This is a genomic window from Streptomyces sp. MB09-02B, assembly GCF_033794485.1.
GTDB lineage: Bacteria > Actinomycetota > Actinomycetes > Streptomycetales > Streptomycetaceae > Streptomyces.
Window position 1 is genome coordinate 15,204 of sequence record NZ_JARGEE010000007.1, and the last position, 25,422, is coordinate 40,625.

Consider the following 25,422-nt stretch of genomic DNA (forward strand, 5'->3'; position numbering starts at 1 on the left):
ACCCCTCGCCCTCGAATTGCCCTCGAACCGGGGTCGTTCCAAACTATCGGCGCCGTTTCCTTCGCACGACCGAAGCCCTGGTATTCCCCCCTGTGGATCAGGAGATGTGCGGTGAGGCCGCGTCGATGAACTCCTCCACCGCGACCCTGGTCCTGGAGCCGATGTCCCTGAGCTCCTCCAGGTCACTCGCCTCGTCGATACGCGTCGCGAGGGTCATGGCCGTCTTGCCGAGTTCCACCAGGTCGTGTTCGCCCGCCGCCACCAGACGGACACGGTAGAGCGCGTACCACGCCTGGGCCCTGCGCTGATGGGACTCGTACCGGACCTCGTCGTAGGAAGGACTGTCGTGTCCGTCCTGGCGATGGCGCCAGCGCTGGTACTGGGACGACCTGAACTCCATCACCGTACGGGCGAACTCGGCGTAGGCCGTGATCCTCTCCTGCCGCAGCCGCTCGGCGGCGACGATCCGCTCGCTCCGGTCGGCACGCCTGTCCTGCTGTCGGTTGGTCACGACGACACCGAGCAGTGTTCCCGCCACCGCTATCAGCGCCGCCAGCATGCTCTCCACAACCGGCAAGTGAACCAACGGACGCCACGTTGATCAAGACCGCGACCCCGAAGGGCTCCGCTCCGCGAACGGGCGCACGAGATCGCCGGAGCCCCTGAGGACCGCTCAGTCACTGGTAGACCTGATGTCACGAACTCGCCCAGAACAAGGACAAGGAGGCGGAATGCTCGTCGATCCGTCGGTGTTGGCGGCCGGTAGACGTCATTCGGTCGGACGGCGCTGGGACGGGACCGTTCTCGCCGTGGGCCACACCGCGGCCGACGAATGCCGTGTCGAGCAGTGGGAGGACGTCCTCGCGGTGGCGGCGGGCAACGTCCATTCCGCGCGGAACACGGGCAAGTCCCATACGGTCGGTCTCCGTTCGGACGGCACGGTGCTGGCAACGGGGTGGAACGGCGACGGGCAGTGCGATGTCGCCGGCTGGCGCGGAGTCGCAGCCGTGGCCGCGGGCTGGCGCCGCACGCTCGGGCTGCTCGGGAACGGCCGCGTGCTGGCAGCCGGCCGGAACTCGGAAGGGCAGTGCGACGTACAGTCCTGGCGCGAGGTGGTCGCCCTCTCATGCGGTGACTGGCACTCGGTCGGCGTCCGGTCGGACGGTTCCGCACTGGCCGTGGGCAACGACCGGCGCCGGCAGTGCGCCGTCGAAGGGTGGCGTGACCTCGCAGCCATCGCGGCCGGGTATGTCCACACGGTCGGCCTCAGGGCCGACGGGCGGGCGGTGGCGACCGGAGACCGGACGACCGGGGCGTGCGAGGTCGACGCGTGGGAAGAGGTGGTCGTGCTCGACGCGGGCAGCCACCACACCGTCGGGGTCACCGCGTCCGGGCGGGCCCTTGCCACGGGAGACAACAGCCACGGACAGTGCGACGTCGGCGACTGGCGCGACATCATCGCCGTGGCGGCCGGTTCGACGCACACCCTCGGCCTGCGCGCCGACGGCACGGTCGTGTCCACAGGAAACAACGCCGACAGACAGTGCGCGGTCGACGCCTGGTCCGGAGTCCGGCTTCCGTAAGGGCGCGGGCAGAGAAGAGGTCTTGGGGAGTAGGCGATCACACCGGGCCGATACGCCGTGGCCCAGGCCGTGCCCTGGATAGGTTGCTCCGATGAAGCTGCCTCCGTACTGGATGACGCGTCCCGCTCCAACCCCGGACCACAAGACGTCCGCATCCTTCGACCGACTGGTGGAACAAGCGCTCGCGAACGGTCCCGACGAACCCATCGACTACCCCATCGAGGCGCCGAAGTGGCAGTTCCTCTGCCATGTGGCGGACCGCGGTGGACTGCTGTTGCACGGCTCGGGCGACCCGGAGATCAGTCGTTTCGAGCCCCGGCAGCCGGACGACAGCAGCGAGTTCGGCAACCGGCGTGCGGTCTTCGCTGCCGGCGACGGGCTCTGGCCGATGTACTACGCGATCCTGGACCGGCACCGGCACCCGATGTCGCTGCTCAACGGCTGCGCTCGCGTCGCTGACGGCAGTGAGCGGCTCGGCGAGCCGCACTACTACTTCTCCATCAGCGCGCAGGCGCTGAAGCAGCGCCCCTGGCGTCCCGGCACGGTCTACCTCCTGCCCGCCGGTACGTTCGAGCTGCAGCCGCGGATGCGGGTGGGTGATGTCATGGTGCAGCCGGCCCAATGGGCGAGTCCCGTACCGGTGACCCCTGTCGCCAAACTGGCCGTGCGGCCGGCGGACTTCCCTTTCCTGCGCCGGATTCGCGGCCATGACGACGAGCGTGTGTGGACCCGTGCCGCCGCGGACCCGCACGGCTTCCCGTGGCACGAGGAGGTGTGACCGAGTGGACATCGGCGGGGAGAAGTGGGCCGGGCGCGTGTCAGCGGAGTTTTCGCAGACGGCGGTCCGACCATGTCGAGAAGGAGCCACCGGCTCCGTCCCAGGCACATCACCGGCCACGACCGGCCGCACGAGGACGAAGGAGAAACAGACATGGCGATTCAGCGGATGGACAACGTCGGCATCGTCGTCGAGGACTTGGATGCCGCCCTCGCGTTCTTTCTGGAGCTCGGTATGGAACTGGAGGGCAGGGCGCAGATCGAGGGTCCCGTCGCCGACCAGTGCACCGGACTCGACGGCGTTCGCTGTGACATCGCCATGGTCCGGACCCCGGACGGTCACAGTCGGCTCGAGCTGGCGAAGTACCGCAGCCCCGATGCATCAGCCCCGAGCCGCGAAACCAGCCGCACAACGTTCTCGGCACGCACCGCGTCATGTTCGCCGTCGACGACATCGAGGACACCGTCGCCCGCCTCCGTCCGCACGGCGCCGAACTCGTCGGCGGGATCGCCCGGTTCGAGGACAGCTTTCTGCTCTGCTACGTCCGTGGCCCGGAGGGCATCATCGTCGGCCTCGCCGAGCAACTGCGCTGAACAGGAGGGGTACCGCTGGGCGGGCGGCTCACCAGTTCACAGCCCGGACCTCGCCCCGCCCCTGCAACGCGACGCCCCGTCTACGCCGGCCCTGGAAGGAGAGAACCCCTACGATCGCAGCGTGACGATCAGGTACGAATGGCGAGGTGACTTCGACAATGCAGCCCTCGACGCACTGCACGCTGACGGCTTCGGTCAGCCGGCTGCTCAGACCGACTGGCGAGCCAGACTGGATCGCCACAGCCTCGGCTGGGTTTGTGCGTGGCAGGACGGCTCCCTGATCGGCTTCGTCAACGTCGTCTGGGACGGGGGAGTTCACGCCTTCATCCTGGACACGGTGGTAGCCCGGGACTGCCGGACCCAAGGCGTCGGCGCAGCGCTGGTCTCGGCTGCGGCCGAGGAAGCCCGTGCCGCGAAGTGCGAGTGGCTGCACGTCGACTTCGAGGAGCACCTCCGTCCGTTCTACTTCGATGCCTGCGGGTTCAGAGAGACCGCAGCAGGTCTGATCGCTCTGTAACACCGGCCACATCAATCAATTTGCGCCATGACCTGGGCGGCAGTGGACGCTCGGTGGTGAGTTCAGGGAGGTCGAGTCAGGGGAGGGCGAGTTCAGGCAGGGCGCAAGGGGGCTCGGTCATATTCGAGTGAACGCACGGGGCGCGTGTGCGTAGGGTGACGGGCGTGGACCCAGCTGACTTCTATACCGGCATCGTCGCGGAGATCTATGGACCCTTGAAGTCCTTCTCCCAGGATCCCGAGCGTTATGCGGCCTTCGTCGAGCAAGCCGGCGTGCCGGCGTTGGAACTGGGGTGCGGGGATGGTGATCCCCTGCTCGAACTGCGCCGACGTGGTCTTGAGGTCGAGGGCGTCGACTCCTCAGCGGACATGCTGGAGCGCCTCCGGCGGCGGGCCGGTGAGCAGCGCATCCCTGTGACCGTGTTCCACCAGCGTATGCAGGCTCTGGATCTGCCTCGCCGTTACCGGGCGGTCTTCCTGGCCGGGCCGACGTTCACGCTGCTGCCCGATGACGCGACCGCCCTGGCCGCGCTGCGCCGTATCCGCGCCCACCTCACGGACGACGGCACCGCCCTGGTGCCCCTCTTCATCCCCGGACCGACCCCCATCGAGCAGATGGGCCATGTGCGCACGGCCACCTCACCCGACGGCGCCGAACTCCGGGTGTCCGTCGTCGCCGAGCAACGTGATGAGCAGGCCCGGACACAGACGGCGCTTCTGCGCTACGAACGCCACCACGGCTCCGAGAGCAGCGTCGTGGAGCGTCCGTGGGTGTTGCACTGGTACCCCCGCGACGTGTTCGGGCGGTTGGCGACGGCTGCCGGCCTGGCCGTGACCGCCGTCACCGATCAGCACGGAAAGCCCGCACCCGCAGACGAGACCGACCTGCACTTCCGGCTCCAGCCCGCTGCCTGATCGCCTCTTTCTTCATCAGGCCCGGGGGCCCGGGTACCGTGCGGCGCAGATCAGGTGCTGCTGTCCGTCTCAAGGGGGTGGGACCGGGACCTCGGGTATCGCACGGAGAGGGCCGCGACGTCGTCGTCGAGCCTGCCGCCGCTGAAGCGGAGCAGGTCCTGGTGGAGTCGGTCGAGCAGTCTGTGGGGTGACGTCGGGCCCTGCTGTCGCATCCAGTGCTGCAGCGGGAAGAACTCGCCGGCGTCGTCCCGTGTCTCCGTCACGCCGTCGGTGTAGAGCAGGAGCTGGTCGCCCGGGGCGAAGGGCACGGTGTCGGTGCGGTAGGTGTCTTCGACGAGTGCCGCGAGGTTGAGAGGCGGCGAGGGTTCGCCGAGGTCGAGTACGCGCATCTCGCCCTGATGGACGAGCAGGGGCGGGGGGTGCCCGCAGTTGAGGAGCCTGACCTGGCCTCCGCCGTGCGGGATCTCGGCGAGCAGAGCGGTGGCGAACCGCTCCGGGAGGTCCTGCGAGGGGTAGGCGGCGCTGTGACGGCCGATGCTGGTCTCCAGGCGCCGGACGACGCCCGTCAGGTCGGGTTCGTCGTGTGCGGCCTCTCGAAAGCAACTGATCAGCGCGGAGGCCGCTCCCACCGCGGACAGGCCCTTGCCCCGGACGTCTCCCAGGAGGAGGCGGACGCCGTGAGGTGTCTCGGCCGCCTCGTAGAAGTCGCCGCCGATCTGGGCCTGGGCCTGCGCCGCGACGTACAGCGATTCGATCTCGATGTCTCCGAGACGGCTCGGCAACGGCCGCAACAGGACTTGCTGGGCGGTGTCGGCGACGAGCCGGATCTGGAGGAGGGCCTGCTCCCGACGGAGCCGGACGTGGCTCGCGTAGGCGGCGGCCAGGGTGACGGCGGCGATTGCCGCCGTCGTGTAGGGAGTGCCCAGATCGCTGTAGAAGAGGTTCAGGCCGAGCATGAGCAGCACGCAGAACGCGCCCAGGAGGATCGTGGGGAGCACGGTCCACATCGAGGCGGCCAGAGCCGGTGCGGCGGGCAGGAGGCGGCTGATGGCGATGTCCCTCGGTGTCGCGAACGCCAGCGCGCCGATGAGGAGGGTGAGGATCACCGGTGACAGCCGGACAGCGTCCCATCGGTCACCGCGTGGGCGACGGCGTCGCTGTCGCCTCAAAGTAGGCACGAATGAATCGTAACTACAACAATGCGGGCATTCGGGCAGGCGCAAACGCATGTTCACGTCGGCTTGATGTCACGACCGCCCGACGGTGCGCCCCGCGGCAACGGCTGCCTGGGTCCGTGGATGTCGTGCTCCAACGCCCTCGCGTTGATCTGGGGGACCGCGGAGTAGAGCGGTCCGCAGTCGACGGCCTGCGGGACACCGCCGAGAAGCTCGGCGGTGTGCGGCAGGAACGTGACGTCGAGCGTGACAGGTTCCGGGCTGGACCACACCGCGAGGCACGAGACGTGGACCTCGATGTCAGAGCCGCACCGTAGGGTTTCGGTATGACAGCAGAGTCAGCCATAACCCTCGAAACCCCGATTTACAGTCGTCTCGTCGCCGAGCGGGGCGACATCCCCGCCCGGGTGCGCGACGAAGCCGACCGCCTGCACCGCCTGCTGGAACCACACTTCTCCGGTACGGCCATTCCCGACCGCCCGCAGAGTGCGGGCCAGCAAGGCTCCTACTTCGGCTCCGCGCCACTGTCCCCGAGAAGCCTGCCGTCTCCCGACGGCAGAGGCACGGCCCCCAACTGGCAGACGGCCGCCCCCTGATCGGATCCGCAGCAGGAGTCATACCCTTGAGGGCGTTCTGCGCTCGGTGTGGATTGCGGATCGTGACATCGACGACCGACCGCAGGAGGCCCTCGTGTCCCGCCGTGATGACCCGCTGCGCCGGTCCGCCGAACGCCTTCAACCAGTGACGCCACCGACGCATGCTGGGCCGACCGCAACCGGCAACGCGGCGGGGCCGGGATACGCGACCGATCCAGCGCCGACGCGACCGAACCGGAACCGGCTCATCTCGCCCGAGACGGCGGCTGTCGGCCCTGGCGGTGCCTGAGCACGCCAGGGCGATCACCTCAGCGACAGTCGAGCGAACGGTCTACGCCTTCCTCGGCACCGTGACCGTCGCAGCCGTTCTCCTCTGGCTGCGCTCATGACCGCCCGACCACCCATGGGTGCGTGCGGTCAGCTCAGCCGGGCATCGGCGTACACGGTCATCGCATCGCGCTGGTAGACGGCGAGACCGTCGGCGATCTTGTCGAAGTTGGCCCGCATCTGCGGGTCGTCGACATAGGTCTGGCCCACCCCCTTGTACGCGGCCGCTGTCGGGGTCCAGAACCGGCAGATGCCCTGGTAGTTGGCGTGCACCTCGGCCTGTACCGCAGGGTCGGACACCGGCGTGCCTGCCACCATGAACTCCGCCATACGGACCATCTGCGCCGTCACCTCACGCTGCCAGCGCTCCCTGTCCTCAGAAGTCATCGCCTCGACGGCCTGCCGCGACTGCTTCCACGCCTGCGGCCACCGCTCCCGCACCTCGGCCTCGGCCTCGGAGGGGGCCTGGAACCCCTCGAACAGGTTCTCCGGCTTGTTGATCTTCGTCATACGGCCCTTGCCCTTGCCTTCCTCCAGTTCGGCGATGGTGCGGCCGACCGTCTGGGCCAGAGTCTCCAGCCGGTCCCGTTCCGCGAGCAGCCGTCGGTGGTGCTCACGGAGCACGGTCACCTGGTCGAGCTGGCTGTCCAGAACCGCCTGGATCTCGCGCAGCCCCAGGCCCAGCTCCCGCATCAGCAGGATCTGCTGCAACCGCAGCAGATCGGCCTCCTCGTAGTAGCGGTGCCCGTTGCTCCCGATCCATGCGGGCGGCAGCAGGCCGATCTCGTCGTAATGCCGCAGCGTCCGCGATGTCACCTTGGACATCCGCGCCACCTCCGCGATCGACCAGGCCATTGCCGGTGCCTCCCTCGCCGGGCCGTTCTCTCCGGCCCCACACATGACCGTAGAAGTTGCCGCAACGGAAAGCGCAAGCCCGAAGCCCTGTCGGACAGGCACCAGGGCCTGACCCGTATGCAGCCTGTGCAGGCTATGCGGCCGTACGGCCGCCGCCCACCCACCGTGCCCGGACCGGAGGGCGCGCGCCCCACCCTTTCTCAAGCGGATGGCCGGGGCCGGGTCACCGGCCCGGACACCGCCTCGGAGCAGGGTTTCGTATGGGTTCCGTCAATGCCGGGGGCGTCACCGTAAGGGACCCGTCAACGGGCGATCCGATCCGGCCAACAGGCGGTTTCCTCTAATCGTCCGATCCTCCTCCGACCCCTCCCAGGAGTTCGCGATGGCCGATGTGGCCTTCGTCGTCGTCGCCCTCGCCGCTTTCGCGCTGGTGGCTCTCGTCGCCAAGGGGGTGACGAAGCTGTGACCGTCGAGAACGTCGTCGGCCTGGTCGTGGCCGTCTCCCTGCTGGGCTATCTCGTCCTCGCCCTGATCTTCCCGGAGAGGTTCTGAGAGCGTCATGGGTCCCGTACTCGCAGGCGTCCTCCAGCTGCTCGCTCTGATCGGCGCGCTGGCTCTCGCCCACATCCCCCTCGGCACCTACATGGCCAGGGTCTACTCCTCCGACCGGCACTGGCGGGTCGAGAAGTGGCTCTACAAGGGCATCGGTGCCAACCCCGACACGGAGATGACCTGGCCCGCGTACCTGCGCGGCGTCCTCGCCTTCTCCGCGGTCGGCGTCTTCTTCCTCTACCTGCTCCAGCGGATCCAGGGCGTCCTGCCCGGCTCGCTCGGCTTCCACTCGGTCGACCCGGCCCAGTCGTTCAACACGGCCGTGTCCTTCGTGACCAACACCAACTGGCAGTCCTACTACGGCGAGCAGACCATGGGCCACGTCGTTCAGGTCGCCGGGCTCGCCGTGCAGAACTTCGTCTCCGCGGCCGTCGGGATCGCCGTAGCGGTGTGCCTCGTACGAGGATTCGCGCGCTCCCGCACCGGTGAACTCGGCAACTTCTGGGCCGATCTGGTGCGCGGCACCCTGCGCATCCTGGTGCCGCTGTCCGTGGTCGCCGCCGTCGTGCTGGTGGCCTGCGGAGCCATCCAGAACTTCTCCGGCATCCACGAGGTCGGCCAGTTCATGGGCGGCTCCCAGCAGTGGAACGGCGGTGCGGTCGCCTCGACGGAGGCCATCAAGGAGATCGGCACGAACGGCGGAGGCATCTTCAACGCCAACTCCGCGCACCCGTTCGAGAACCCGACCCCGTTCACCAACCTCTTCGAGGTCTTCCTGCTGCTGGTCGTCCCGTTCTCGCTCACCCGCACCTTCGGTGTGATGGTCGGCAGCGTGAAGCAGGGCTACGCGATCCTCGGCACCATGGCGACCATCTGGGTCGGTTTCGTCGCGCTGATGATGTGGACCGAGTTCGCCCACCACGGCCCGGCGTTCGAGATCGCCGGCGGTGCGATGGAGGGCAAGGAGCAGCGCTTCGGTGTCGCCGGCTCGTCCGTCTTCGCCGTGTCGACGACGCTCACCTCGACCGGCGCGGTCAACTCCTTCCACTCCTCCTTCACCGGCCTCGGTGGCGGCCTCACCCTGCTGGGCATGCAATTGGGCGAGATCGCGCCCGGCGGTACCGGTTCGGGCCTCTACGGCATGCTCGTCATGGCGATCATCACGGTCTTCATCGCCGGGCTGATGGTCGGCCGCACCCCCGAGTACCTGGGCAAGAAGATCGGCACCCGCGAGATCAAGCTCGCCGCCTGCTACATCCTCATCACCCCGGCCCTGGTTCTGGTCCTCACCGCCGCCTCCATGGCCCTGCCGACCCCGCCGAACTCCATGCTGAACTCCGGCGCGCACGGCTTCTCCGAGGTGCTCTACGCCTTCACGTCCGCCGCCAACAACAACGGCTCGGCCTTCGTCGGCCTGAACGCCGACACCGACTGGTACAACACCATGACCGGACTCGCGATGCTGCTCGGCCGTTTCCTGCCGATGGTGTTCGTCCTCGCCCTGGCCGGTTCCCTCGCCGAGCAGAAGCCGGTCCCCGTCACGGCGGGCACGCTGCGCACCGAGAAGCCGCTGTTCACCGGCCTGTTGGTGGGCGCGATCCTGATCATCACGGGTCTGACCTACTTCCCGGCCCTCGCGCTCGGGCCCCTGGCCGAAGGGCTGGCGTCATGACCACCCGTACACAGAACCCGCGCAACAGGCAGAACCCGCAGCAGTCGGAGGACGCGATGCCCACCGCCACTCCCACCCGGGCGCCGCACCAGGACGTCCTGACCGGTCACAAGGAAGGCCGGGTCGGCGCCGGACTCTTCGATCCCCGGCAGCTGCTGAAGTCGCTGCCGGACGCCTTCCGCAAGCTCGACCCCCGGGTGATGGTCAAGTCGCCCGTGATGTTCGTGGTGTGGATCGGCTCCGTCCTGACCACGCTCTTCTCCTTCAAGGCCCCGACTGACTGGTTCGGCTGGACCATCAGCGTCTGGTTGTGGCTGACCGTCGTCTTCGCCAACCTGGCGGAAGCGGTCGCCGAGGGCCGGGGCAAGGCGCAGGCGGACACCCTGCGCAAGGCCAAGACCGACACGGTGGCCCGACGGCTCACCAAGGACGCTGCCGAAAAGCGGGTCCGCGGCACCGAGTTGCAGATCGGTGACCTGGTCGTGTGCGAGGCGGGCGACATCATCCCCGGGGACGGCGACGTCGTCGAGGGGGTTGCCTCGGTGGACGAGTCGGCGATCACCGGCGAGTCCGCGCCCGTCATCCGGGAGTCCGGCGGTGACCGGTCCGCCGTCACCGGCGGGACGAAGGTCCTCTCCGACCGGATCGTCGTCAGGATCACCACCAGGCCGGGCGAGACCTTCATCGACCGGATGATCGCCCTGGTCGAGGGCGCGGCCCGGCAGAAGACACCCAACGAGATCGCGCTCAACATCCTGCTGGCCTCGCTCACGATCGTGTTCCTGCTGGCGGTGGCGACCCTGCCTCCGTTCGCGGACTACGCGGGGACCCACCTCACGATGATCGTGCTGGTCGCCCTGCTGGTGTGCCTCATCCCGACCACCATCGGCGCGCTGCTGTCCGCGATCGGTATCGCGGGCATGGACCGCCTGATCCAGCGCAACGTCCTCGCGATGTCCGGCCGCGCGGTCGAGGCCGCCGGTGACGTCTCCACCCTGCTGCTCGACAAGACCGGCACCATCACCCTCGGCAATCGTCAGGCGGCGGAGTTCGTGCCCGTCACCGGCACGACCGAGGCCGCACTCGCCGACGCCGCCCAGCTCTCCTCGCTGGCCGACGAGACGCCCGAGGGCCGCTCCGTCGTCGTGCTGGCGAAAACGAAGTACGGCCTGCGCGAGCGGAGCCAGGGGGAGCTGTCCGGCGCCGAGTGGATCGCCTTCACCGCACAGACCCGGATGTCGGGCGTGGATGTCGACGGGCGCAAGGTCCGCAAGGGCGCGGCCGGTTCGGTCGCCGCCTGGGTGCGGGAGCGGGGCGGCACGGTCTCGGAGGACGCCGGCCCGCTGGCCGGCCGGATCTCCGGGGCCGGTGGCACGCCGCTGCTGGTGGCCGTCGAGGACAGTGACGGTGCACGGGTCTTGGGCGTCATCCATCTCAAGGACGCGGTCAAGGAGGGCATGCGCGAGCGGTTCGAGGAGCTGCGGCGCATGGGCATCAGGACGGTCATGATCACGGGCGACAACCCGCTGACCGCCCGGGCGATCGCCGAGGAGGCGGGTGTCGACGACTTCCTCGCCGAGGCGACCCCCGAGGACAAGATGGCCCTCATCAAGCGCGAGCAGGCCGGCGGAAAGCTCGTAGCGATGACGGGTGACGGAACGAACGACGCGCCGGCCCTCGCCCAGGCGGACGTCGGTGTGGCGATGAACACCGGGACCTCGGCCGCCAAGGAGGCCGGGAACATGGTGGACATCGACTCCAACCCGACCAAGCTCATCGAGATCGTCGAGATCGGCAAGCAACTCCTCATCACCCGGGGCGCGCTCACGACGTTCTCCGTCGCCAACGACGTCGCGAAGTACTTCGCGATCATCCCGGCCCTGTTCGCGGCCGTCTACCCCGGGCTGGACAAGCTCAACATCATGGGCCTGTCCTCCCCGGACTCCGCCATCCTCTCCGCGGTCGTCTTCAACGCGCTGATCATCATCGCGCTGGTCCCGCTGTCCCTGAGGGGCGTGCGGTACCGGCCGGTCAGCGCTGACAAGCTGCTCCGCCGCAACCTGACCATCTACGGCCTTGGTGGGCTCGTCGCGCCGTTCGTCGGCATCAAGCTCATCGACCTGCTCATCTCCCTCATCCCCGGGCTGTAGTTTCCGAAAGGCGTGCTGACCGCCATGAACAACTCCGTATCGAACACCGGCCGGTTGCTGTGGGCGGGCCTGCGCGCCCTGCTCGTGCTGACCCTGGTGACCGGCGTCATCTACCCCCTGGCGGTCACCGGCGTGGCCCAGGCCCTCTTCAACGACAGGGCGAACGGCTCGGCGGTCAGGGCGGACGGCAGGGTGGTCGGCTCGTCCCTGATCGGGCAGTCGTACAACCTGCCGCTGAAGAAGGGCCAGGAGACCCCGGAGCCGGACCTGAGGTGGTTCCAGGGCCGTCCGGCGAACGGGCTCGGCTCCAACAGCATCAACACGCAGTACAAGCTTCTGCTCTCCGGTGCCACCAACCTGTCCGCCGACGACAAGGACCTGATCCGGCAGGTCGAGGACGCCAAGGCGGCCGTCGTCAAGGACAACTCCGTGCCGGGCCACACCATCCGGCCGTCTCAGGTCCCCGCCGACGCGGTCACCTCCTCCGGCTCCGGCCTGGACCCGGACATCTCTCCGGCCTACGCCGACCTCCAGGTCCACCGCGTGGCGGAGAAGAACGGCCTGACCGCCGCCCAGGTGCAGAAGCTCGTCGCCAACCACACCGAGGGCCGCACCCTCGGCTTCATCGGTGAGCCCCGCGTGAACGTCCTCGAACTCAACATCGCGCTCAAGGACCTCGTGGCGACCGAGTGAGGGTCCGCGCGACACGCAGAGGAGTCGGCGGCGGGGGCTCCGCGCCTTCGTCGACGATAGGGTCCGGTCACCGAACAGTAGTGCGGACGTGTGTGACGTGTTCGAGGGGGAGCGGTGGCAGTGGGCAGCGACGGCTGGGCCGGCATGGGTGGGGACTGGTCGGATGCCGACGACATTCGTCGGCGTCTCGACGAAGGCGCCGATCCGGAGAGATGGAGCGGGGGCCGCCCCCTGCACAGGGCAGCGGCGTTCGGCTCTCCGGAGGCCGTTGCGGTACTGGCCCGCCGGGTCGCGGATGTGGACGCGCTGGAGAACGGGGTGACGGCCCTGTGGGAAGCAGTCCTGTCGAGGAAAGCGGACCATGCACGCGCGCTCGCCGCCGCAGGGGCCGATCCCTGGCGGCCGTCGCTCGGTGGCTGGTCCCCGGGGCGGCTGAGCCTGGCCGGACCGACGCCCGAGCTGTTCCCGGTACCGGAAGGGATATGTCTGACCGACACCGAGCGCGCGGCAGCGCAGGAGGCTGCTCGGCTCACCATGGCACTGGGCGAGTTCTACTACGAGGGAACAGGGTTGGCCTGCGTGACCGGTATCGACGCGGCCGAGGCGGTGCGCCGTCTCCAGGCGACGCCGGTGGACCGCGAACTGCGCGATCAGCTGAGTGAGCTGCTGGAAGATCCTTACGCCTACGACATGGACGAGAGCCTGTGGTTCATCGGCGTCACGTCCGTGCCGGGCGGCTGCGTCGTCACCCAGCCCTGGGGGTACGCGCCGCAGATGCCGGGCGTGCTGGCCCGGTTGTCCGCCGGCACGCTCTGCTACGGCCTGTACGCCAACCCCAAGAGCGGCAACCAGGGCAGCATCGTCCGGAACGGAACCATCGAGGGCTCGGACCTGCACCCCGGCGGAGGACCGGACGAGGACGACACCTCCGCGGAGGTGCTGGCCTCGTACCTCTATCGCCACAACGCCGTCGCCTACGCCTGTGCCTTCGCGGACCTGCGGCTGAATGACGGGCGCGCCGTGGTCGGGCCGCCCGATGTGTGGGTCGAACTGCCGCATCGCGACTACTGGAGCTGCTGACATGGCGCACTCGACCGCCCGGACCGCCCGGACCGCCCGGACCGCTCGGACCGCACGTCGGTCGAGTGCGCGGGCAGGTAGGGCCGGGCGCTTCGAGGCGGGACCGCAACGCACCTTCAGTCCCACCACGATTGAGCTGATCCGAATCGCGCCCGGCCAACTCAGTACCGCCGCGTGCTCCCGGGCGCGGAAATGAAGCCGAGCGAAAGGATCATGCCCTCAGGCTCCCCGGCCGTGGCGATCCGGCCGTAGCGATTCGGCCGTGGCAACGAGGTTCGGCAAACGCGGCTACGTCTTGCCCGGCACCCGGTAATACCCCTTCGCCCCGTCGAGCAGCTCTCTCACGATGTCCGCGTGCCCCGCGTGCCGTCCGGTCTCTTCGACGAGATGGATGAGCATCCAGCGGAGGTTGGCGTTGCTGTCGCGGTAGTCGGGGTGGCGGCCGACGTCGTCCAGGGAAGCCTCGGCCACGATCTCGTTGCTTCGGACGCACTGGGCTTCGTACTCCGTGAGCAGCTGCTTCAGCGAGATGCCGTCGGTGCGCCAGTCCGCGTCCTCGCCCGCCGCGGCCAAGGACGGGTTCCGTGTCTTGTCGCCGCCCAGGAACAGCACCTCCAGCCAGGCGTGTTCGACCCACCTCATATGGCCGATGATCCCGGCCATCGTCATCGCCGGCGAGGTCGGGACGACGGAACGGTGCGCGTCCGCCTCGCTCAGGCCCTCGCATCTCCATCTCAGGATCTGCCGTTGCAGATCCAGCCAGCCGATTAGCGCGGCGCGTTCGTCCGCCTGCAAAGGGGGACGCTCAAGTGAAGGTGACATGCCAGCACGTTAGGGCGCTCGGTTGCCGGATGCCGCCGGATTTCTTCGTCGGCTCAGATGATGTTCAGCCGCCGTGCCTCGCGTATCCATGACGGGAACTCGGACAGCAGTCGGTCGTAGAGCTCGGCATCCGGTACGCGGCTGATGTCGTCGACGGCGAAGAATCCCACGTTGTCGACGCGTCGGCCGGGCAGGGTGTCGAACCGTTCCAGCACGCCGTAGTTGGAGCGTCCCAGGCCGACGAACTGCCAGAAGACCGGTTCGTCGACCGCTGCCCGGAGTTCGGTCTCGATCTCCTTGTTCCGGTAGACACCACCGTCGGAGAAGAAGAGGACCAGCGTGGGGGCGGCCGCCGGGTGCTCGCGAACGTATGCCCGCACTTCCGCGATCACCTTCTGCTCCTCGTTCTGGATCCCGACCGCGCGCATGTCCACCTGGCCCGGCAGCAGACCCTTCTGTGGCTTCTTACGCCGGAACAACGTCAGTTCACCGACCCGGACGTGACGCCGCAGCCACTCCGGCAGGTCACCCGGGGAGAGGTCCGGGAGCCGGGCCGGGTTCGACGCGAACGTCCACGCCTGCATCTCACCGTCGTCGTCGAGCTGGGCGGCCACGGCGGCCATCCGCTCCACGACGTCGGCCACGACGCCCTTCGAGTAGAGGAACGACATCGACCCGGAGGCGTCCAGGACCAGGATGACGCGTGCGGTCACTCCGTCCGCCCCGTGCTTGCGCAGGCTGACGGCGATCTGCTCTTTGCGCAGGGACAGCCGCTTGAGCATGTCCACCGGCAAGTGTTCCTCGCCCTTGACCAGACGCGGAGAGGCGGCCGCCGGTGGGCGGAGAGGGGTGGGAGGGCCGGTCTGGGCCGGGACGCTCGCGACGGCGGGAGTGGGCGTGGGAGCGGCGGGTGCGGGCGGGAACGTGGGTGCAGGCGTGGCCGCGGGCGTGGCTGCGGAGGAAGCCGTCGGTGCGGTGGCGCCCGCCTCTTCGTCCACGCTGATCCCGAAGTCCGTGGCCAGCCCCGCGAGTCCGGAGGCGTACCCCTGTCCCACCGCGCGGAACTTCCACTGACCGGCCCGCCGGTACAGCTCTCCGCCGATAAACGCGGTCTCCGTCGTAGCCTCCATCTCGAACAGAGCCAGCTGCTCACCCGTTCCGGCGTCGAGCAGCCGCAGCCGCAGACCGGACAACTGGCCGAAGGTGCCCCCGTCCGCTGAAGCACCGAGAACGACCCGTTCGATCTCCGGCTCCAGGGCCCCCAGATCCACCCCGACGGTGTCCGTCGTACCGCCACCGGCCCGCTGCTTCCCCAGATGACGCACGGCACCCGAGGCGTGCTGGGGCTGGTTGTAGAAGACGAAGTCCCCGTCGTCCCGCACCCGCCCGTCGGCACGGAGCAGCAGAGCCGAGGCATCGGCGTCCGGCGCACCGAGGCCCCCGGACCAGCCGAGCTCGACCTGTACCGCGGTGGCGGCGACGGGAAGGTTGCCGCCTTTGGCCATTGATGTCGCTGTCATGCGCCCAGTCTGCCCAAAGAACCCGGCACCGGGACCGTCCGTTCCACGACTACACCGCATGACTACGTCCCCACTCCGGGGCGCCGGTCTCTTCGATGACGCGGGCAAGCCACGTGTGCCGGTGGGCAGGCTGCAGGCGCCGGTGGGCCGGCCTCGTTGTCGGTGGCGGCTGAGAGGCTGAACCGTATGGACAGTGACGATGAACAGCTGATGCGCGGCCGGATCTACGGAGCCGACCACGAGCACCCAGGCCCGAAGCCGGGACGTCGCTACACCGAGCTGGTGGGCGGGCCGCTGGACGGACTGCTGCTCGACATCACCGGCTGGAGGCCGGAGGAGATCGACGACGGTGCCTCGCTCGCCACGGAGCTCGGGCAGTTCGGTCCTGGCGGGCGAGCCGTGTACCACCCGCGCCCCGGCGATCCGGCCCGCTGGGACTGGAACGGCGACAGCCCCTGACGGGCCGCCACTGGGTCGAGCGTCGGTGGTCGACGGGTACGGTGCGGTGCCGCCGCGCGGCGCGGTGCGTCGGCGGCCGGCGAACACGAGTCGGCGCGGCTCCGGGAACAAACGAATCGGCCGTAGCGGGCGCGCGATAGGTTGCCCGTCATGACTGCGTTGGGGTCCGTCGCCTGGCCACCCGCCCCCGTCACGACCGAGCGGCTGGTCCTCAGGGAGCCCGAGGCCCGGGACCGAGCCGTGTTCATCGATCTGCTGGCTTCGCCGGAGGTGCACACCTACCTCGGCGGCCCCCGCGGACGTGGCGAGCTCGAGCGCGAGATGCCCGTGGTTCCCGAGCGGTGGGCGGGGAGTTTCGTCGTTGATCTCGACGGGGTGATGATCGGCCAGATCCTGCTCAGGAGAGCACCTGAGCACCAGCGCCCGGCTGCCGCGGGGATGGTCGATCTCGGCTACCTGTTCCTTCCGGGGGCGTGGGGATTCGGGTACGCCGCCGAGGCGTGCGCGGCGGCGCTCGGCTGGTTCGACGGTGCCCTTCCCGGTGAGCCGGTGGTGCTCACCACCCAGACCGCCAACGTCGCCTCGATGCGCCTTGCGGCAAGGCTGGGGTTCACCGAGGTGGAGCGGTGCGATGCCTGGAACGCCGAGCAGTGGCTCGGCCTTCGGCCCCCGGTCACGCCGTCCGCCTGAGCCCGCGCCATGCCCGTGCCCGCGCCCTCCCGTGCCCGCGCCTGTACTCGCGGAGGGCGATGGCCCCACCGTCAGGCCGCCTGCCCGGCAGGGCTCCCGCCCGGGTGGTCGGTCGGGTGGTCGGTCGGGCAGGGAGTGCAGGGTGCGTGTCCTGGCCGTCGAATCCAGCGACGCCTCGCTCTCCACCACACCGCGGAGTGAGCCGCGCACGGCAGCGCGGCTGACTGGCTGAGTCGTCGTGCAGGACGCGTCCAAGGCCCGGGCAGGGCCATATGCCGGATGGACCGGACGGGCAGTCCCAGTCCCCGGCGCACCCCCGGCGCACCCCCGGTGCGCCATCCGCTCAACCCGCCCTGGCCGCCGCCGAGTTGTGGGAAACCACCGACGCGGTAAACCCTCGGACACCTGTTCCCGTCCTACGTGACGCGTGAGACGCCTGGGACCGACGGGACGTCTGCGCACAGGGTTTGAGGAGAGGACCATTGATCCGTGCCCGGCGCATATGTGTGACCGCAGTGGCGGTGCTGGCGGCCCTGGCGGGCTCGCCCGGTCCGGCACAGGCCGAACAGCCGCACGCATCCCCGTCGTTAGGCGTGAGGGACGACGGCCCGCTTCCGCCGGGGTGGCGGATCGACGAGACGGGCGGGGAACGTGAGCTGGTCTGGCGTGCGCCGAAGGCCGTGCCCATGGGGGACGCGCGGGTCGAGTTCCGTACCGGGGACCGGCTGCTCGGGGTGCCGAAGCCGGCGAGGGACGGGCGGACCTTCCGGCTCGATCTCGGCCAGGCACAGCCCAAGCAGCTGACTGACCTGCAAGTGACGGCCGCGGGGCGCCGACTGGACTCAGCGGCCGACGACACGCACGAGTCCGGATCGGGCGCCACACGGCTGCCCGCGCCCGCGCCCGCGCCCTCGCCCGCGCCGGCGAACGGCGTCGATCCGGGCAAGCCCGGCGCCTACCGCACGGTCACCGGGAATTACGACCTCGACCCGGTGCGTCTGCCCGGGTACGCCACCCCGGTGGAGATGACCGCCCGGGTCGTCGCACCGAAGGGCGCCACCGGCAGCCGTCCGCTGGCCCTGTTCCTGCACGGCCGCCACGGGACCTGCTACAAGCCGGGCACCGAGGACGACGTGAACGCCGACTGGCCCTGTGCGGACGGCTACCGGCCGATCCCGAGCCACCTGGGCTACCTGCGCGACCAGCGACTGCTGGCATCCCAGGGCTATGTGACGGTGTCGGTCTCGGCCAACGGCATCAACGCCCAGGACGGGGAGTCCGAGGACGCCGGCGCGCAGGCGCGTTCCTCGCTGGTACGGCAGCACCTCGCCCGTTGGGCCGACTGGAGCGCCCGGCGGTCCTCCGCCCCGGCCGTCGTACGCCGGGCGCCGGAGGCCGACCTGTCCCGGGTCCTGCTCGTCGGCCACTCGCGCGGTGGCGAGGGCGTCAACCGGGCAGCCATGGACAGCCTCTACCCGCCCCCGGCCGCCGAGGACGGCTACCGGGGCCCGGTGCGCTGGAAGGTGCGCGGAACGGTGCTCATCGCACCGACGATCTTCGGCCAGAACCCGGTCGCCGACGTGCCGTCGATGACGCTGCTGCCGGGCTGTGACGGCGACGTGTCCGACCTGCAGGGCGAGAACTTCGTCGACGGGACACGCGGGACCGGGCGGGGCACCGCCCTGCACAGCGCCGTCTACATGGTCGGCGCCAACCACAACTACTTCAACAGCGAGTGGACCCCGGGCGAGGCCGTCGCACCCGCCCACGACGACTTCGCGACCGACCCGGAGGAGGAACCGGACCCGGTGTGCGCTCCGGGCGCCGCGACCCGGCTGAGCGCCGCCCAGCAGCACAGGGCAGGAGCCGCGTACATCGCCGCCGCGGCCCGGCTCTTCATCGCCGGGGACGATCGGGTGCGTCCGCTGCTCGACGGTTCCGGCAAGCGAGCCCCGTCCGCGGACCCGGCCCGGGTCCTGACCCACGCGGTCGGCGCCCGCCGTGGCGGCGGTTTCCTGCCGGACGACGGGGCGAAGGTGCAGGGCGCCCGGCTGTGTTCGGCGGTCGACCCCGACCCGGCCGTGGCCTGTCTGCACCCGGAGACGCTCGGATCGTCACCGCACTTCGCGTCGTGGGAGACGGAGCGGGAGGTCGGCCGCGGCGCGGTCCACCTGAAGTGGTCCGTCCCGGGCTCCACCGCGCGTGTCACTCCCGCCAAGCCGATCTCCCTCCGCAGCTCTCAGAAGCTCGCGCTGCGGGTCTTCGTGCCGCCGAACACGACCGGCACGAAGCTCGACGTGTCGGTCACCGACTCCTCCGACCGCCGGGTGACGCTGGGCCAGGTCCGGGTGGACGGGCTCCCGGGCTCCGTGCACACCGCCTCCCACTGGGCGCAGGAACTGCGCGTCCCGCTGTCGGCGGCGACCCGGGCCGGGCTCGATCTCAGGCATGTCACCTCCCTTGAGCTGACACCCCGTTCACGGTCCGGGCAGGCCTGGCTGATGGACGCCTGGGGCTGGGCGCCCGGCACCGCGGCGGTGAACGCGGCGGCAGCGCCGCGTGTCGATGTGGGCCGCACGCTGGTCAAGGAGGGGGACTCGGGCACCCGTACCTACCGGATCCCGGTCCAGATCTCCGGGCGCGGCAGTGGGCAGGTTCGCGTGTACGTCCTCGACCCTGACGGCGGCCGGGCCGAGACGCGCCTCGTGACCGTACGACCCGGCAGCGACGCCATCGACGTGCCGGTCGATGTGAAGGGCGACAAGGTCTACGGCGACGACGTGGAGCACGACATCGCCGTCAAGGCCGTCCGGGGCGCCGTGGTCGGCAAGTACCGGGGTGGGCTCACCGTTCAGAACGACGAACCCGAGCCGGTGATCACCCTGTCGCCGGTCGCGGACCGGGTGACCGAAGGAGAGACGCTGACCTGGCGGTTGTCCATGGATGTGCCCGCGGCGTCGGACATGTGGCAGCCGGTGCGGGTGCTTCCGGCCACCGAGGGCGCCGAGCTGTCCACCAAGGACGTGGACCGGCAGTGGCTCAAGGATCAGTCCGGTGACGAGCCCGACCCCGAGCGGCCGCTGTCCGACGCGCGTCTGTGGGTGTGGGTGAACATACCGTCCGGGAGCACCGGCGTGGACTTCGTCGTGCCCACCGTCCAGGACCAGGTGGCCGAGCCGACCGAGTCGATGCGGCTCGCGCTGACCGACAGGCACGCCGAGCCGCTGCCCGACAGGCCGGTGCTGACGGGGACGGTGCTCGACAAGGGGTAGGCACGACCTGTACGGGGGTTGTGGGACCCCTCGCGGGGACCTCTCGTGGCGCCCCCCCCGTAAGGACTCTCGTAGGGACTCTCGTGTGCGGGGTCCGGCCTGGCCTGGCCTGGCCCCGCCTCCCACAGACTGCTGAGTTCTCCCGAGCCGGATATCGCAGGGGGTCCGCACAGGACGCCCTTCTCGTGCCCTGCAACATCAGGGAGGATCCACTCATGTTCGACCACATTGGCGGGTTGCGGCCCGAGGAAGCCGCCCGATGGACAGCGCTCGCCGAGCTATGCCGGCCCGTGCTCGCGAACGACGGGATGGAGGCCGTTCAACATCTGCTGGCCGAGCGCGGCGTGAGCATCATCCAGTCGATCGCGATCACCCGAGCACTGCTCGGTTGGGCAGAGACACCGCTGGGCACCGCCACCGAGATCGTGACGACGAGTGCCGCTCGGACGGCCATCAGCGACGCGGACTGAGTGACGCCACGCCGGCCTCGGCATGCCCGACTTCCGTGCCGCAGATCGCGCCCACCGATCGGCTCACGACTCGCACGGTGGGAGTTCTTGCGCAGTCAACAGTGCCCGAACGGTGCCGAGGGCGTTCCTCGGTGCACCGGTGAGCTGATCAACGATGACGCTGCATCCCACCCAGGTCGCCCCGCACTCCTCGACCATGCCCTGGGCGGCCGCAGCCTGGCTTCCGGTCTCCATCCAGTCATCGACCAGCAGCACACGGTCTCCTGGCCCCAGCGACGGTCGCTGAAGTCGCAGCGTGTGACGAAGGTGTCGGTAGTCGGCAGACGACCGACGCACCACTTTGTCGCCCGGGAAGAGCCCCTCGCCCTTCCGGATGGGAACGAAACCGACGCCGAGTTCGACGGCCGCGGCACCGCCCAGAAGGAATCCTCGCGACTCGATCCCACAAACTGCCGTGATCTGCTCGTCCCGGAACGGTTCAACGAGAGCAGCGACCACTGAGGCCAGTGCCTCGGCATCCCGGAAGATCGCCCACACATCCGCGTGAGCACCGACCCACCGGAAGTGTTCAAGCGTCAGGTCACGTGCAGTCGAAGGCATGGGCGGAAGTCTTCCGATCGCCGACCAACGCGGCAAACCATTAACTCTGCTTGCGGGGCTCAGCTGCCGCGGCGGGCGGGCCCTGTTCCGGTGAGCACGCGGATCTCCATCTCCGAGTAGTCCGCCTCCTTTCCTCCGCGTCCTCCTCGTCGGTCGAGTACCGAGCCCGCCCAGGCGAGCAGGAAACCCACGGGAATGGAGAGGAGACCGGGGTTTCGCAACGGGAACACCGCGAAGTCGGCACCGGGCAGCAGAGCGGTCGGATTGCCCGAGACCGCCGGGGACAGCGCCGTCAGCACTATGGCGACGAGCAGGCCGCCGTACATGCTCCAGACCGCTCCCTTCGTCGTGAAACCCTTCCACCACAGGTTGCAGAGCAGTGCCGGCAGGATCGCGGATGCCGCGATGGCGAAGGCCAGGCTGACAAGGAAGGCGATGTTGAGATGCTGGGCGAGCATCGACAGGGCGATCGCCGCCACTCCGATCAGTCCGACGCCCCAACGTGCCACGGCGAGTTCGCTCTTCTCGGACGCTCTGCCCCGCATGATCGTCGCACCGTAGACGTCGTGGGCCAGGGCCGCCGCCGCGGTGAGGGTGAGAGCGGCGACGACGGCCACGATCGTGACGAACGCGACGCAGGCGACCACGGTGAGCAGGACCGGCCCGCCCAGGCGCTCGGCCAGCAGGAGCACGGCGGTATTGCCGGAGGCGGCGTCACGCGCGATGGTCTGCGACCCGATCAGTGCCGCGGAGCCCAGGCCCGTGACCACCTCGAACAGGGTGAAGACGATGACGAGGCACGCTGCCCACCCGGCTGACCTGCGGGCCCTGCGTCCGCTGGAAACCGTCCCGATACGCATCAGCACGTGCGGCAGGGCCGCCGCTCCCAGCACGAACGCCAGTTGCAGGCTGAGCGAGTCCATCTTGCTGGTGCGGTCGTGGAAGCGGATGCCGGGTTCCAGGAAAGCGTCACCGAAGCCGCTGTGAAGGACGGCTGCGTCCAGCAGGCGTGCCGGGCTCCAGCCGAACTCCGACATGACCGCCAGAACGACGAACAGGCCTGTGGCAAGCAGGACCACGGCTTTGACGCCCTGCACCAGGGTCGCGGCGCGCATGCCGCCGATCACGACATAGAGAACCATCAGAAGTCCGAGGCCGGCCACGACGATCCGCTGGGCGCCGTCTCCGTCGATGCCCAGGACCGTGGCCGCGAGCGCTCCGGCGCCGACGAGCTGGGCGGTCAGGTACAGCAGGCATACGACCACGCTCGTGACACCGGCCGCCAGGTGCGCCGGCCGGGTGTGCAGCCGTAGGGCGAGGGAGTCTCCGATGGTGAAGCGTGCGGTGCTGTGGTACGGCTCGGCGACCAGCAGCACCAGGACGGACCAGGCGACCATGGGTGCCAGGACGTAGGCGATCCCGTCGTAACCGGTGAGCGCGATCAGGCCGGGATTGCCCAGCATGCCTGCTGCGGACATGTAACTGCCGAAGATGGCCAGCCCGTTGACGGCTGAGGGCAGCCGCCGCTGACCGAGGTAGAAGCCGCTCAGCTCGTCCTTCTCGGGGAGGATCGACCCGATCGACAGGAGCAGCGTGCAGACGACACAGAGGCCGAAGACGGCGATGAGCGGAAAGGCGCCACCGGAGTCGGAGACTGCGGAGTCGGAAAGCGCGAAGTCGGAGAGCGCGGGGCCGGAGAGTGCGAGGACGGAGTTCACCGGTGGCTCTCCAGGTGCGGGAAGGACGCGTGGTGACGCTTGACGAGGGGCTCGAGACGCCTCCCCGCATACCGTGCGTACCACAGGATCGCCCAGCCGGTGAGCACCACTTGCGCCAGGACCAGGCCGAGCCCGATGTTGAGGGGCCCCGCCCAGGCGATCGCCATGACACCTGGTGCCTCGTTGGCCAGTACGACGCCTGACATCTGGGCGACGACGACCGCGGCGGCGACCCGCGCCGGGCGACGGCGTGCGGTACGCAGTTCACGCAGCGCGGTCGTCTGCCGGGAGCCGGCGTACGACTGCGGGGCCGGGTGATGGGACGGTGACGGGGACGGTGTGTGGGGCGCCCCGGAGGGGGCCGCGGCCGGTTCTTCCCAGGCTGCCGCCCACGCATGAGGCTCGGCGTCGGCGGGGCGGCCGCCGTCCAGGGTCAGGTGCCGGGCCATGTCCAGAGCCCAGCTTCTTCTGGCCCGGACGTCGTACTCGGAGGCGTCGGCTCCGAGCGTGGACTGACGGTACAGCTGCGAGAGTTCGGCCGGCCGACCGGCGGCCGCCTGGGCGCGGAATACGGCCTGCCACAACTCGGCGGCGGAGTAATGCTGTTCGTGGTCGAGAGCACTGAGATACAGCGCGGCAGCCGCGGGAGGGTCTTGATCGGAAAAGAGATCGCGGGAATCCATCAGTCGTCCTCGGCAGGAAGTAGTACGGATGGGGAGAGCGCGTAGGACGAAGGCTTGTGGCCATACGGCTCCTCCCGACTCGCAGCCGGGGAACCGACGTCAACGACGAAGACACTCGGCAGGGAATGACACCGAAAAGGGATCGGGCATGCCCCGAAACCGTGCACACGGTTCGTCGGCCGAGCCGTCCCGGGCCCCACCGCCGTCCTCGCTTCGTCGGCCCCTACCGTGCCGCAGTGATCATTGGGCCGACAAGTCGGGAACGGCAACGATGTGAGGTACTTGCGTGCATTGCGTTCATCCACGTCCACCTACGTCCACTCACGTTCACCCACGTCCGCCTACGTCCGCCTACGTCCACCCACTCGCGGACGGTCGGCGGCAAGAGGAGCGGCGGTGGGCTGCGTGGTGGTCGCCGCCCCTCTCGCCGCGAACAGGCAGGGCGTGGCTGACGCGTCCGTGCCGACAGCCGTGAGTTCCGAGGTGCCGCTGTTGCCCGCCCCCTGCCCGGAGTCGGCGACGCTCGGCCGGAGCCCACAGCAGTCGACCGCTGGAAAGGGAACCTGTCACACGCCGGAAGCCAGAAGCCAGTCCTCTTCCTCTTCCTCTTGCTCTTCCTACTCCTCCAAGCGAACCGGCATCAGAAGCGAGAAGGCGTGCTCGTCGTCGGGCCGGCGGATCGCGAGCGGCGCCGTGGGCGCGCCCAGCTCCAGGACCAACTCGTCCCGCGCCCCGGCGGTGAGCGCGTCCAGCAGGAACTCGCGGTTGACGGCCACATTGTTCTGGTCGTCGTCACCGTCGTCGCAGACGATCACGGACCCGTCCTCCGTCACCCGGAGAACGCTCAGGTCGTACGGCTCGCCGTCCTGCTCACGCGTCTCGCCCTCGCGGACCGGGCCGGTCTCCAGGGCCTGGCGGAAGGCAGCCGTGTCGACGCGGGCCCGGCGACCGGCCGGGAGGTGGACGAGGCGACGGTAGTCGGGGAACTCGCCACCGAGGCTCTGCCCTGCCGCCTGCCGGTCCCCGGTCTCGAGCGTCACACGGTCACCGTCCACAATGAGCTGGGCGGGCTCCTCACCGGTCAGCAGGGCCCGCATCGCGTCGGCGAGCGGAAGAGGCACAACCACCTGCGTCCGAGGCCCGCCGTGCCCGGTCGTACGGGCTTGCGCGACCGCCATGCGGTAGCGGTCGGTGGCCACGAGACGCAGCAGTTCGCCCTCGATGTCGAACAGGATCCCGCCGAGCGTCGGCAGCTCCGCGTCGGTCCCGGTGGCGAAACGGACCGCGTCCAACGCGGCGGCCAACTCCGGCGTGGGCACGGAGAACGGGACGGTGGCGGTGTGAAGCGAGGTCATGGGGGCTGTCTCCCTGTGGTCGAGTAGGGCTCGGAGAGTGGAGAACTCACTGCGGGCATCGGAGAGCCCCAGCTCGAGACGGCGCAGGTGCGCCTGAAGAAGACCGTGCACCAGTTGCGTGTCCGCGCCGCCCCAGGCGGCCAGGACGAGCCGGATGTCGGCCAGCGGCATGCCCGCCCGACGCAGCCGGGCCAACAGCCGGGCCTCTTCGAGCTGCTCGGGTTCGTACCAGCGGTAACCGCTCACGGGATCCACCCACGCGGGGACCAGCACTCCGGCACGGTCGTAGAACCTCAGGGCACTCACCCCGAGCCCGCTGTCCCGGGACATCTCTCCAATGCTGTGCAT

24 protein-coding genes and 1 pseudogene are annotated in these 25,422 nt (G+C 69.5%); 15 read left to right on the forward strand and 10 right to left on the reverse strand.

Annotated elements, in window-relative coordinates; all coding sequences use genetic code 11:
• Window positions 1–97 precede the first annotated feature (97 nt).
• Entirely contained in the window at window positions 98–568 is a 471-nt protein-coding gene (locus P1P70_RS02355; RefSeq protein ID WP_319234106.1) for a hypothetical protein, read from the reverse strand.
• Window positions 569–731: 163 nt separating this feature from the next.
• Between P1P70_RS02355 and P1P70_RS02360 the strand changes: the two genes are divergently transcribed.
• The 5 genes and pseudogenes from P1P70_RS02360 (at window position 732) to P1P70_RS02380 (ending at window position 4,385) form a co-directional block, all read left to right on the forward strand.
• Entirely contained in the window at window positions 732–1,583 is an 852-nt protein-coding gene (locus P1P70_RS02360) for a chromosome condensation regulator (protein WP_319234108.1), read from the forward strand.
• A gap of 91 nt (window positions 1,584–1,674) precedes the next feature.
• On the forward strand, window positions 1,675–2,361 hold the full coding sequence (locus tag P1P70_RS02365) for a hypothetical protein (protein WP_319234109.1): 687 nt from the start codon (window positions 1,675–1,677) through the stop codon (window positions 2,359–2,361).
• A gap of 153 nt (window positions 2,362–2,514) precedes the next feature.
• A pseudogene (locus P1P70_RS02370) lies at window positions 2,515–2,954 on the forward strand (VOC family protein).
• A gap of 121 nt (window positions 2,955–3,075) precedes the next feature.
• Complete coding sequence (locus tag P1P70_RS02375) at window positions 3,076–3,471, forward strand: GNAT family N-acetyltransferase (protein WP_319234110.1); 396 nt, start codon at window positions 3,076–3,078, stop codon at window positions 3,469–3,471.
• 164 nt (window positions 3,472–3,635) lie between these two features.
• Entirely contained in the window at window positions 3,636–4,385 is a 750-nt protein-coding gene (locus tag P1P70_RS02380; protein WP_319234112.1) for a class I SAM-dependent methyltransferase, read from the forward strand.
• A 50-nt stretch (window positions 4,386–4,435) separates the two neighbouring features.
• On the opposite strand, the gene P1P70_RS02385 is transcribed toward P1P70_RS02380, so the two are convergent.
• Both P1P70_RS02385 and P1P70_RS02390 read right to left on the reverse strand, forming a co-directional pair.
• Window positions 4,436–5,491, reverse strand: a complete 1,056-nt coding sequence (locus tag P1P70_RS02385; protein WP_319234114.1) for a PP2C family protein-serine/threonine phosphatase — start codon at window positions 5,489–5,491, stop codon at window positions 4,436–4,438.
• A gap of 125 nt (window positions 5,492–5,616) precedes the next feature.
• On the reverse strand, window positions 5,617–5,832 hold the full coding sequence (locus P1P70_RS02390) for a hypothetical protein (RefSeq protein WP_319234116.1): 216 nt from the start codon (window positions 5,830–5,832) through the stop codon (window positions 5,617–5,619).
• 54 nt (window positions 5,833–5,886) lie between these two features.
• On the opposite strand from P1P70_RS02390, the gene P1P70_RS02395 reads away from it, so the two are divergent.
• Window positions 5,887–6,156 carry a hypothetical protein gene (locus P1P70_RS02395; RefSeq protein ID WP_413471405.1) on the forward strand — a complete coding sequence of 90 codons (270 nt, stop codon included), beginning with the start codon at window positions 5,887–5,889 and terminating at the stop codon, window positions 6,154–6,156.
• Window positions 6,157–6,573: 417 nt separating this feature from the next.
• Here P1P70_RS02395 and P1P70_RS02400 read toward each other — a convergent pair whose 3' ends face one another.
• Window positions 6,574–7,338, reverse strand: a complete 765-nt coding sequence (locus tag P1P70_RS02400) for a MerR family transcriptional regulator (protein WP_319234118.1) — start codon at window positions 7,336–7,338, stop codon at window positions 6,574–6,576.
• A 462-nt stretch (window positions 7,339–7,800) separates the two neighbouring features.
• On the opposite strand from P1P70_RS02400, the gene kdpF reads away from it, so the two are divergent.
• From kdpF to P1P70_RS02425, 5 genes are all read left to right on the forward strand, one after another.
• The gene (gene kdpF / locus P1P70_RS02405; protein ID WP_033530374.1) at window positions 7,801–7,890 is read left to right on the forward strand and encodes a K(+)-transporting ATPase subunit F; all 90 of its coding nucleotides are present in this window, start codon (window positions 7,801–7,803) and stop codon (window positions 7,888–7,890) included.
• Between the two features lie 7 nt (window positions 7,891–7,897).
• Window positions 7,898–9,562: a potassium-transporting ATPase subunit KdpA gene (gene kdpA / locus P1P70_RS02410; RefSeq protein ID WP_319234120.1), complete on the forward strand. Its 1,665-nt coding sequence runs from the start codon at window positions 7,898–7,900 to the stop codon at window positions 9,560–9,562.
• A complete protein-coding gene (kdpB, locus tag P1P70_RS02415) occupies window positions 9,559–11,712 on the forward strand; it encodes a potassium-transporting ATPase subunit KdpB (protein WP_319234122.1) in 2,154 nt (717 codons plus the stop codon). The genes kdpA and kdpB overlap by 4 nt, the downstream gene beginning before the upstream one ends.
• A gap of 24 nt (window positions 11,713–11,736) precedes the next feature.
• A complete protein-coding gene (locus P1P70_RS02420; protein WP_319234124.1) occupies window positions 11,737–12,405 on the forward strand; it encodes a potassium-transporting ATPase subunit C in 669 nt (222 codons plus the stop codon).
• A gap of 114 nt (window positions 12,406–12,519) precedes the next feature.
• Complete coding sequence (locus tag P1P70_RS02425; protein ID WP_319234126.1) at window positions 12,520–13,485, forward strand: ankyrin repeat domain-containing protein; 966 nt, start codon at window positions 12,520–12,522, stop codon at window positions 13,483–13,485.
• 288 nt (window positions 13,486–13,773) lie between these two features.
• On the opposite strand, the gene P1P70_RS02430 is transcribed toward P1P70_RS02425, so the two are convergent.
• A complete protein-coding gene (locus tag P1P70_RS02430; protein WP_319234127.1) occupies window positions 13,774–14,307 on the reverse strand; it encodes a DinB family protein in 534 nt (177 codons plus the stop codon).
• A gap of 53 nt (window positions 14,308–14,360) precedes the next feature.
• Window positions 14,361–15,827, reverse strand: coding sequence for a VWA domain-containing protein (locus tag P1P70_RS02435; protein WP_319234128.1), 1,467 nt, complete (start codon window positions 15,825–15,827; stop codon window positions 14,361–14,363).
• Window positions 15,828–16,013: 186 nt separating this feature from the next.
• On the opposite strand from P1P70_RS02435, the gene P1P70_RS02440 reads away from it, so the two are divergent.
• The 4 genes from P1P70_RS02440 (at window position 16,014) to P1P70_RS02455 (ending at window position 20,718) form a co-directional block, all read left to right on the forward strand.
• Window positions 16,014–16,286, forward strand: a complete 273-nt coding sequence (locus tag P1P70_RS02440; RefSeq protein WP_319234129.1) for a hypothetical protein — start codon at window positions 16,014–16,016, stop codon at window positions 16,284–16,286.
• A 150-nt stretch (window positions 16,287–16,436) separates the two neighbouring features.
• Complete coding sequence (locus P1P70_RS02445; protein ID WP_319234131.1) at window positions 16,437–16,976, forward strand: GNAT family N-acetyltransferase; 540 nt, start codon at window positions 16,437–16,439, stop codon at window positions 16,974–16,976.
• 482 nt (window positions 16,977–17,458) lie between these two features.
• Window positions 17,459–20,248, forward strand: a complete 2,790-nt coding sequence (locus P1P70_RS02450; RefSeq protein WP_319234133.1) for a hypothetical protein — start codon at window positions 17,459–17,461, stop codon at window positions 20,246–20,248.
• 215 nt (window positions 20,249–20,463) lie between these two features.
• Window positions 20,464–20,718, forward strand: a complete 255-nt coding sequence (locus P1P70_RS02455; RefSeq protein WP_319234134.1) for a hypothetical protein — start codon at window positions 20,464–20,466, stop codon at window positions 20,716–20,718.
• A gap of 63 nt (window positions 20,719–20,781) precedes the next feature.
• Here P1P70_RS02455 and P1P70_RS02460 read toward each other — a convergent pair whose 3' ends face one another.
• The 4 genes from P1P70_RS02460 to P1P70_RS02475 all read right to left on the reverse strand — a co-directional run bounded on the left by P1P70_RS02460 (window position 20,782) and on the right by P1P70_RS02475 (window position 25,422).
• Window positions 20,782–21,318 (reverse strand): phosphoribosyltransferase family protein, encoded by a 537-nt coding sequence (locus P1P70_RS02460; RefSeq protein ID WP_319234136.1) that lies wholly within the window; start codon window positions 21,316–21,318, stop codon window positions 20,782–20,784.
• A gap of 59 nt (window positions 21,319–21,377) precedes the next feature.
• Window positions 21,378–23,036 carry a cation acetate symporter gene (locus P1P70_RS02465; RefSeq protein WP_319234138.1) on the reverse strand — a complete coding sequence of 553 codons (1,659 nt, stop codon included), beginning with the start codon at window positions 23,034–23,036 and terminating at the stop codon, window positions 21,378–21,380.
• On the reverse strand, window positions 23,033–23,719 hold the full coding sequence (locus P1P70_RS02470; protein WP_319234140.1) for a DUF485 domain-containing protein: 687 nt from the start codon (window positions 23,717–23,719) through the stop codon (window positions 23,033–23,035). Before P1P70_RS02470 ends, P1P70_RS02465 begins: the two co-directional genes overlap by 4 nt.
• A 617-nt stretch (window positions 23,720–24,336) precedes the next feature.
• Entirely contained in the window at window positions 24,337–25,422 is a 1,086-nt protein-coding gene (locus P1P70_RS02475) for a MerR family transcriptional regulator (protein ID WP_319234142.1), read from the reverse strand.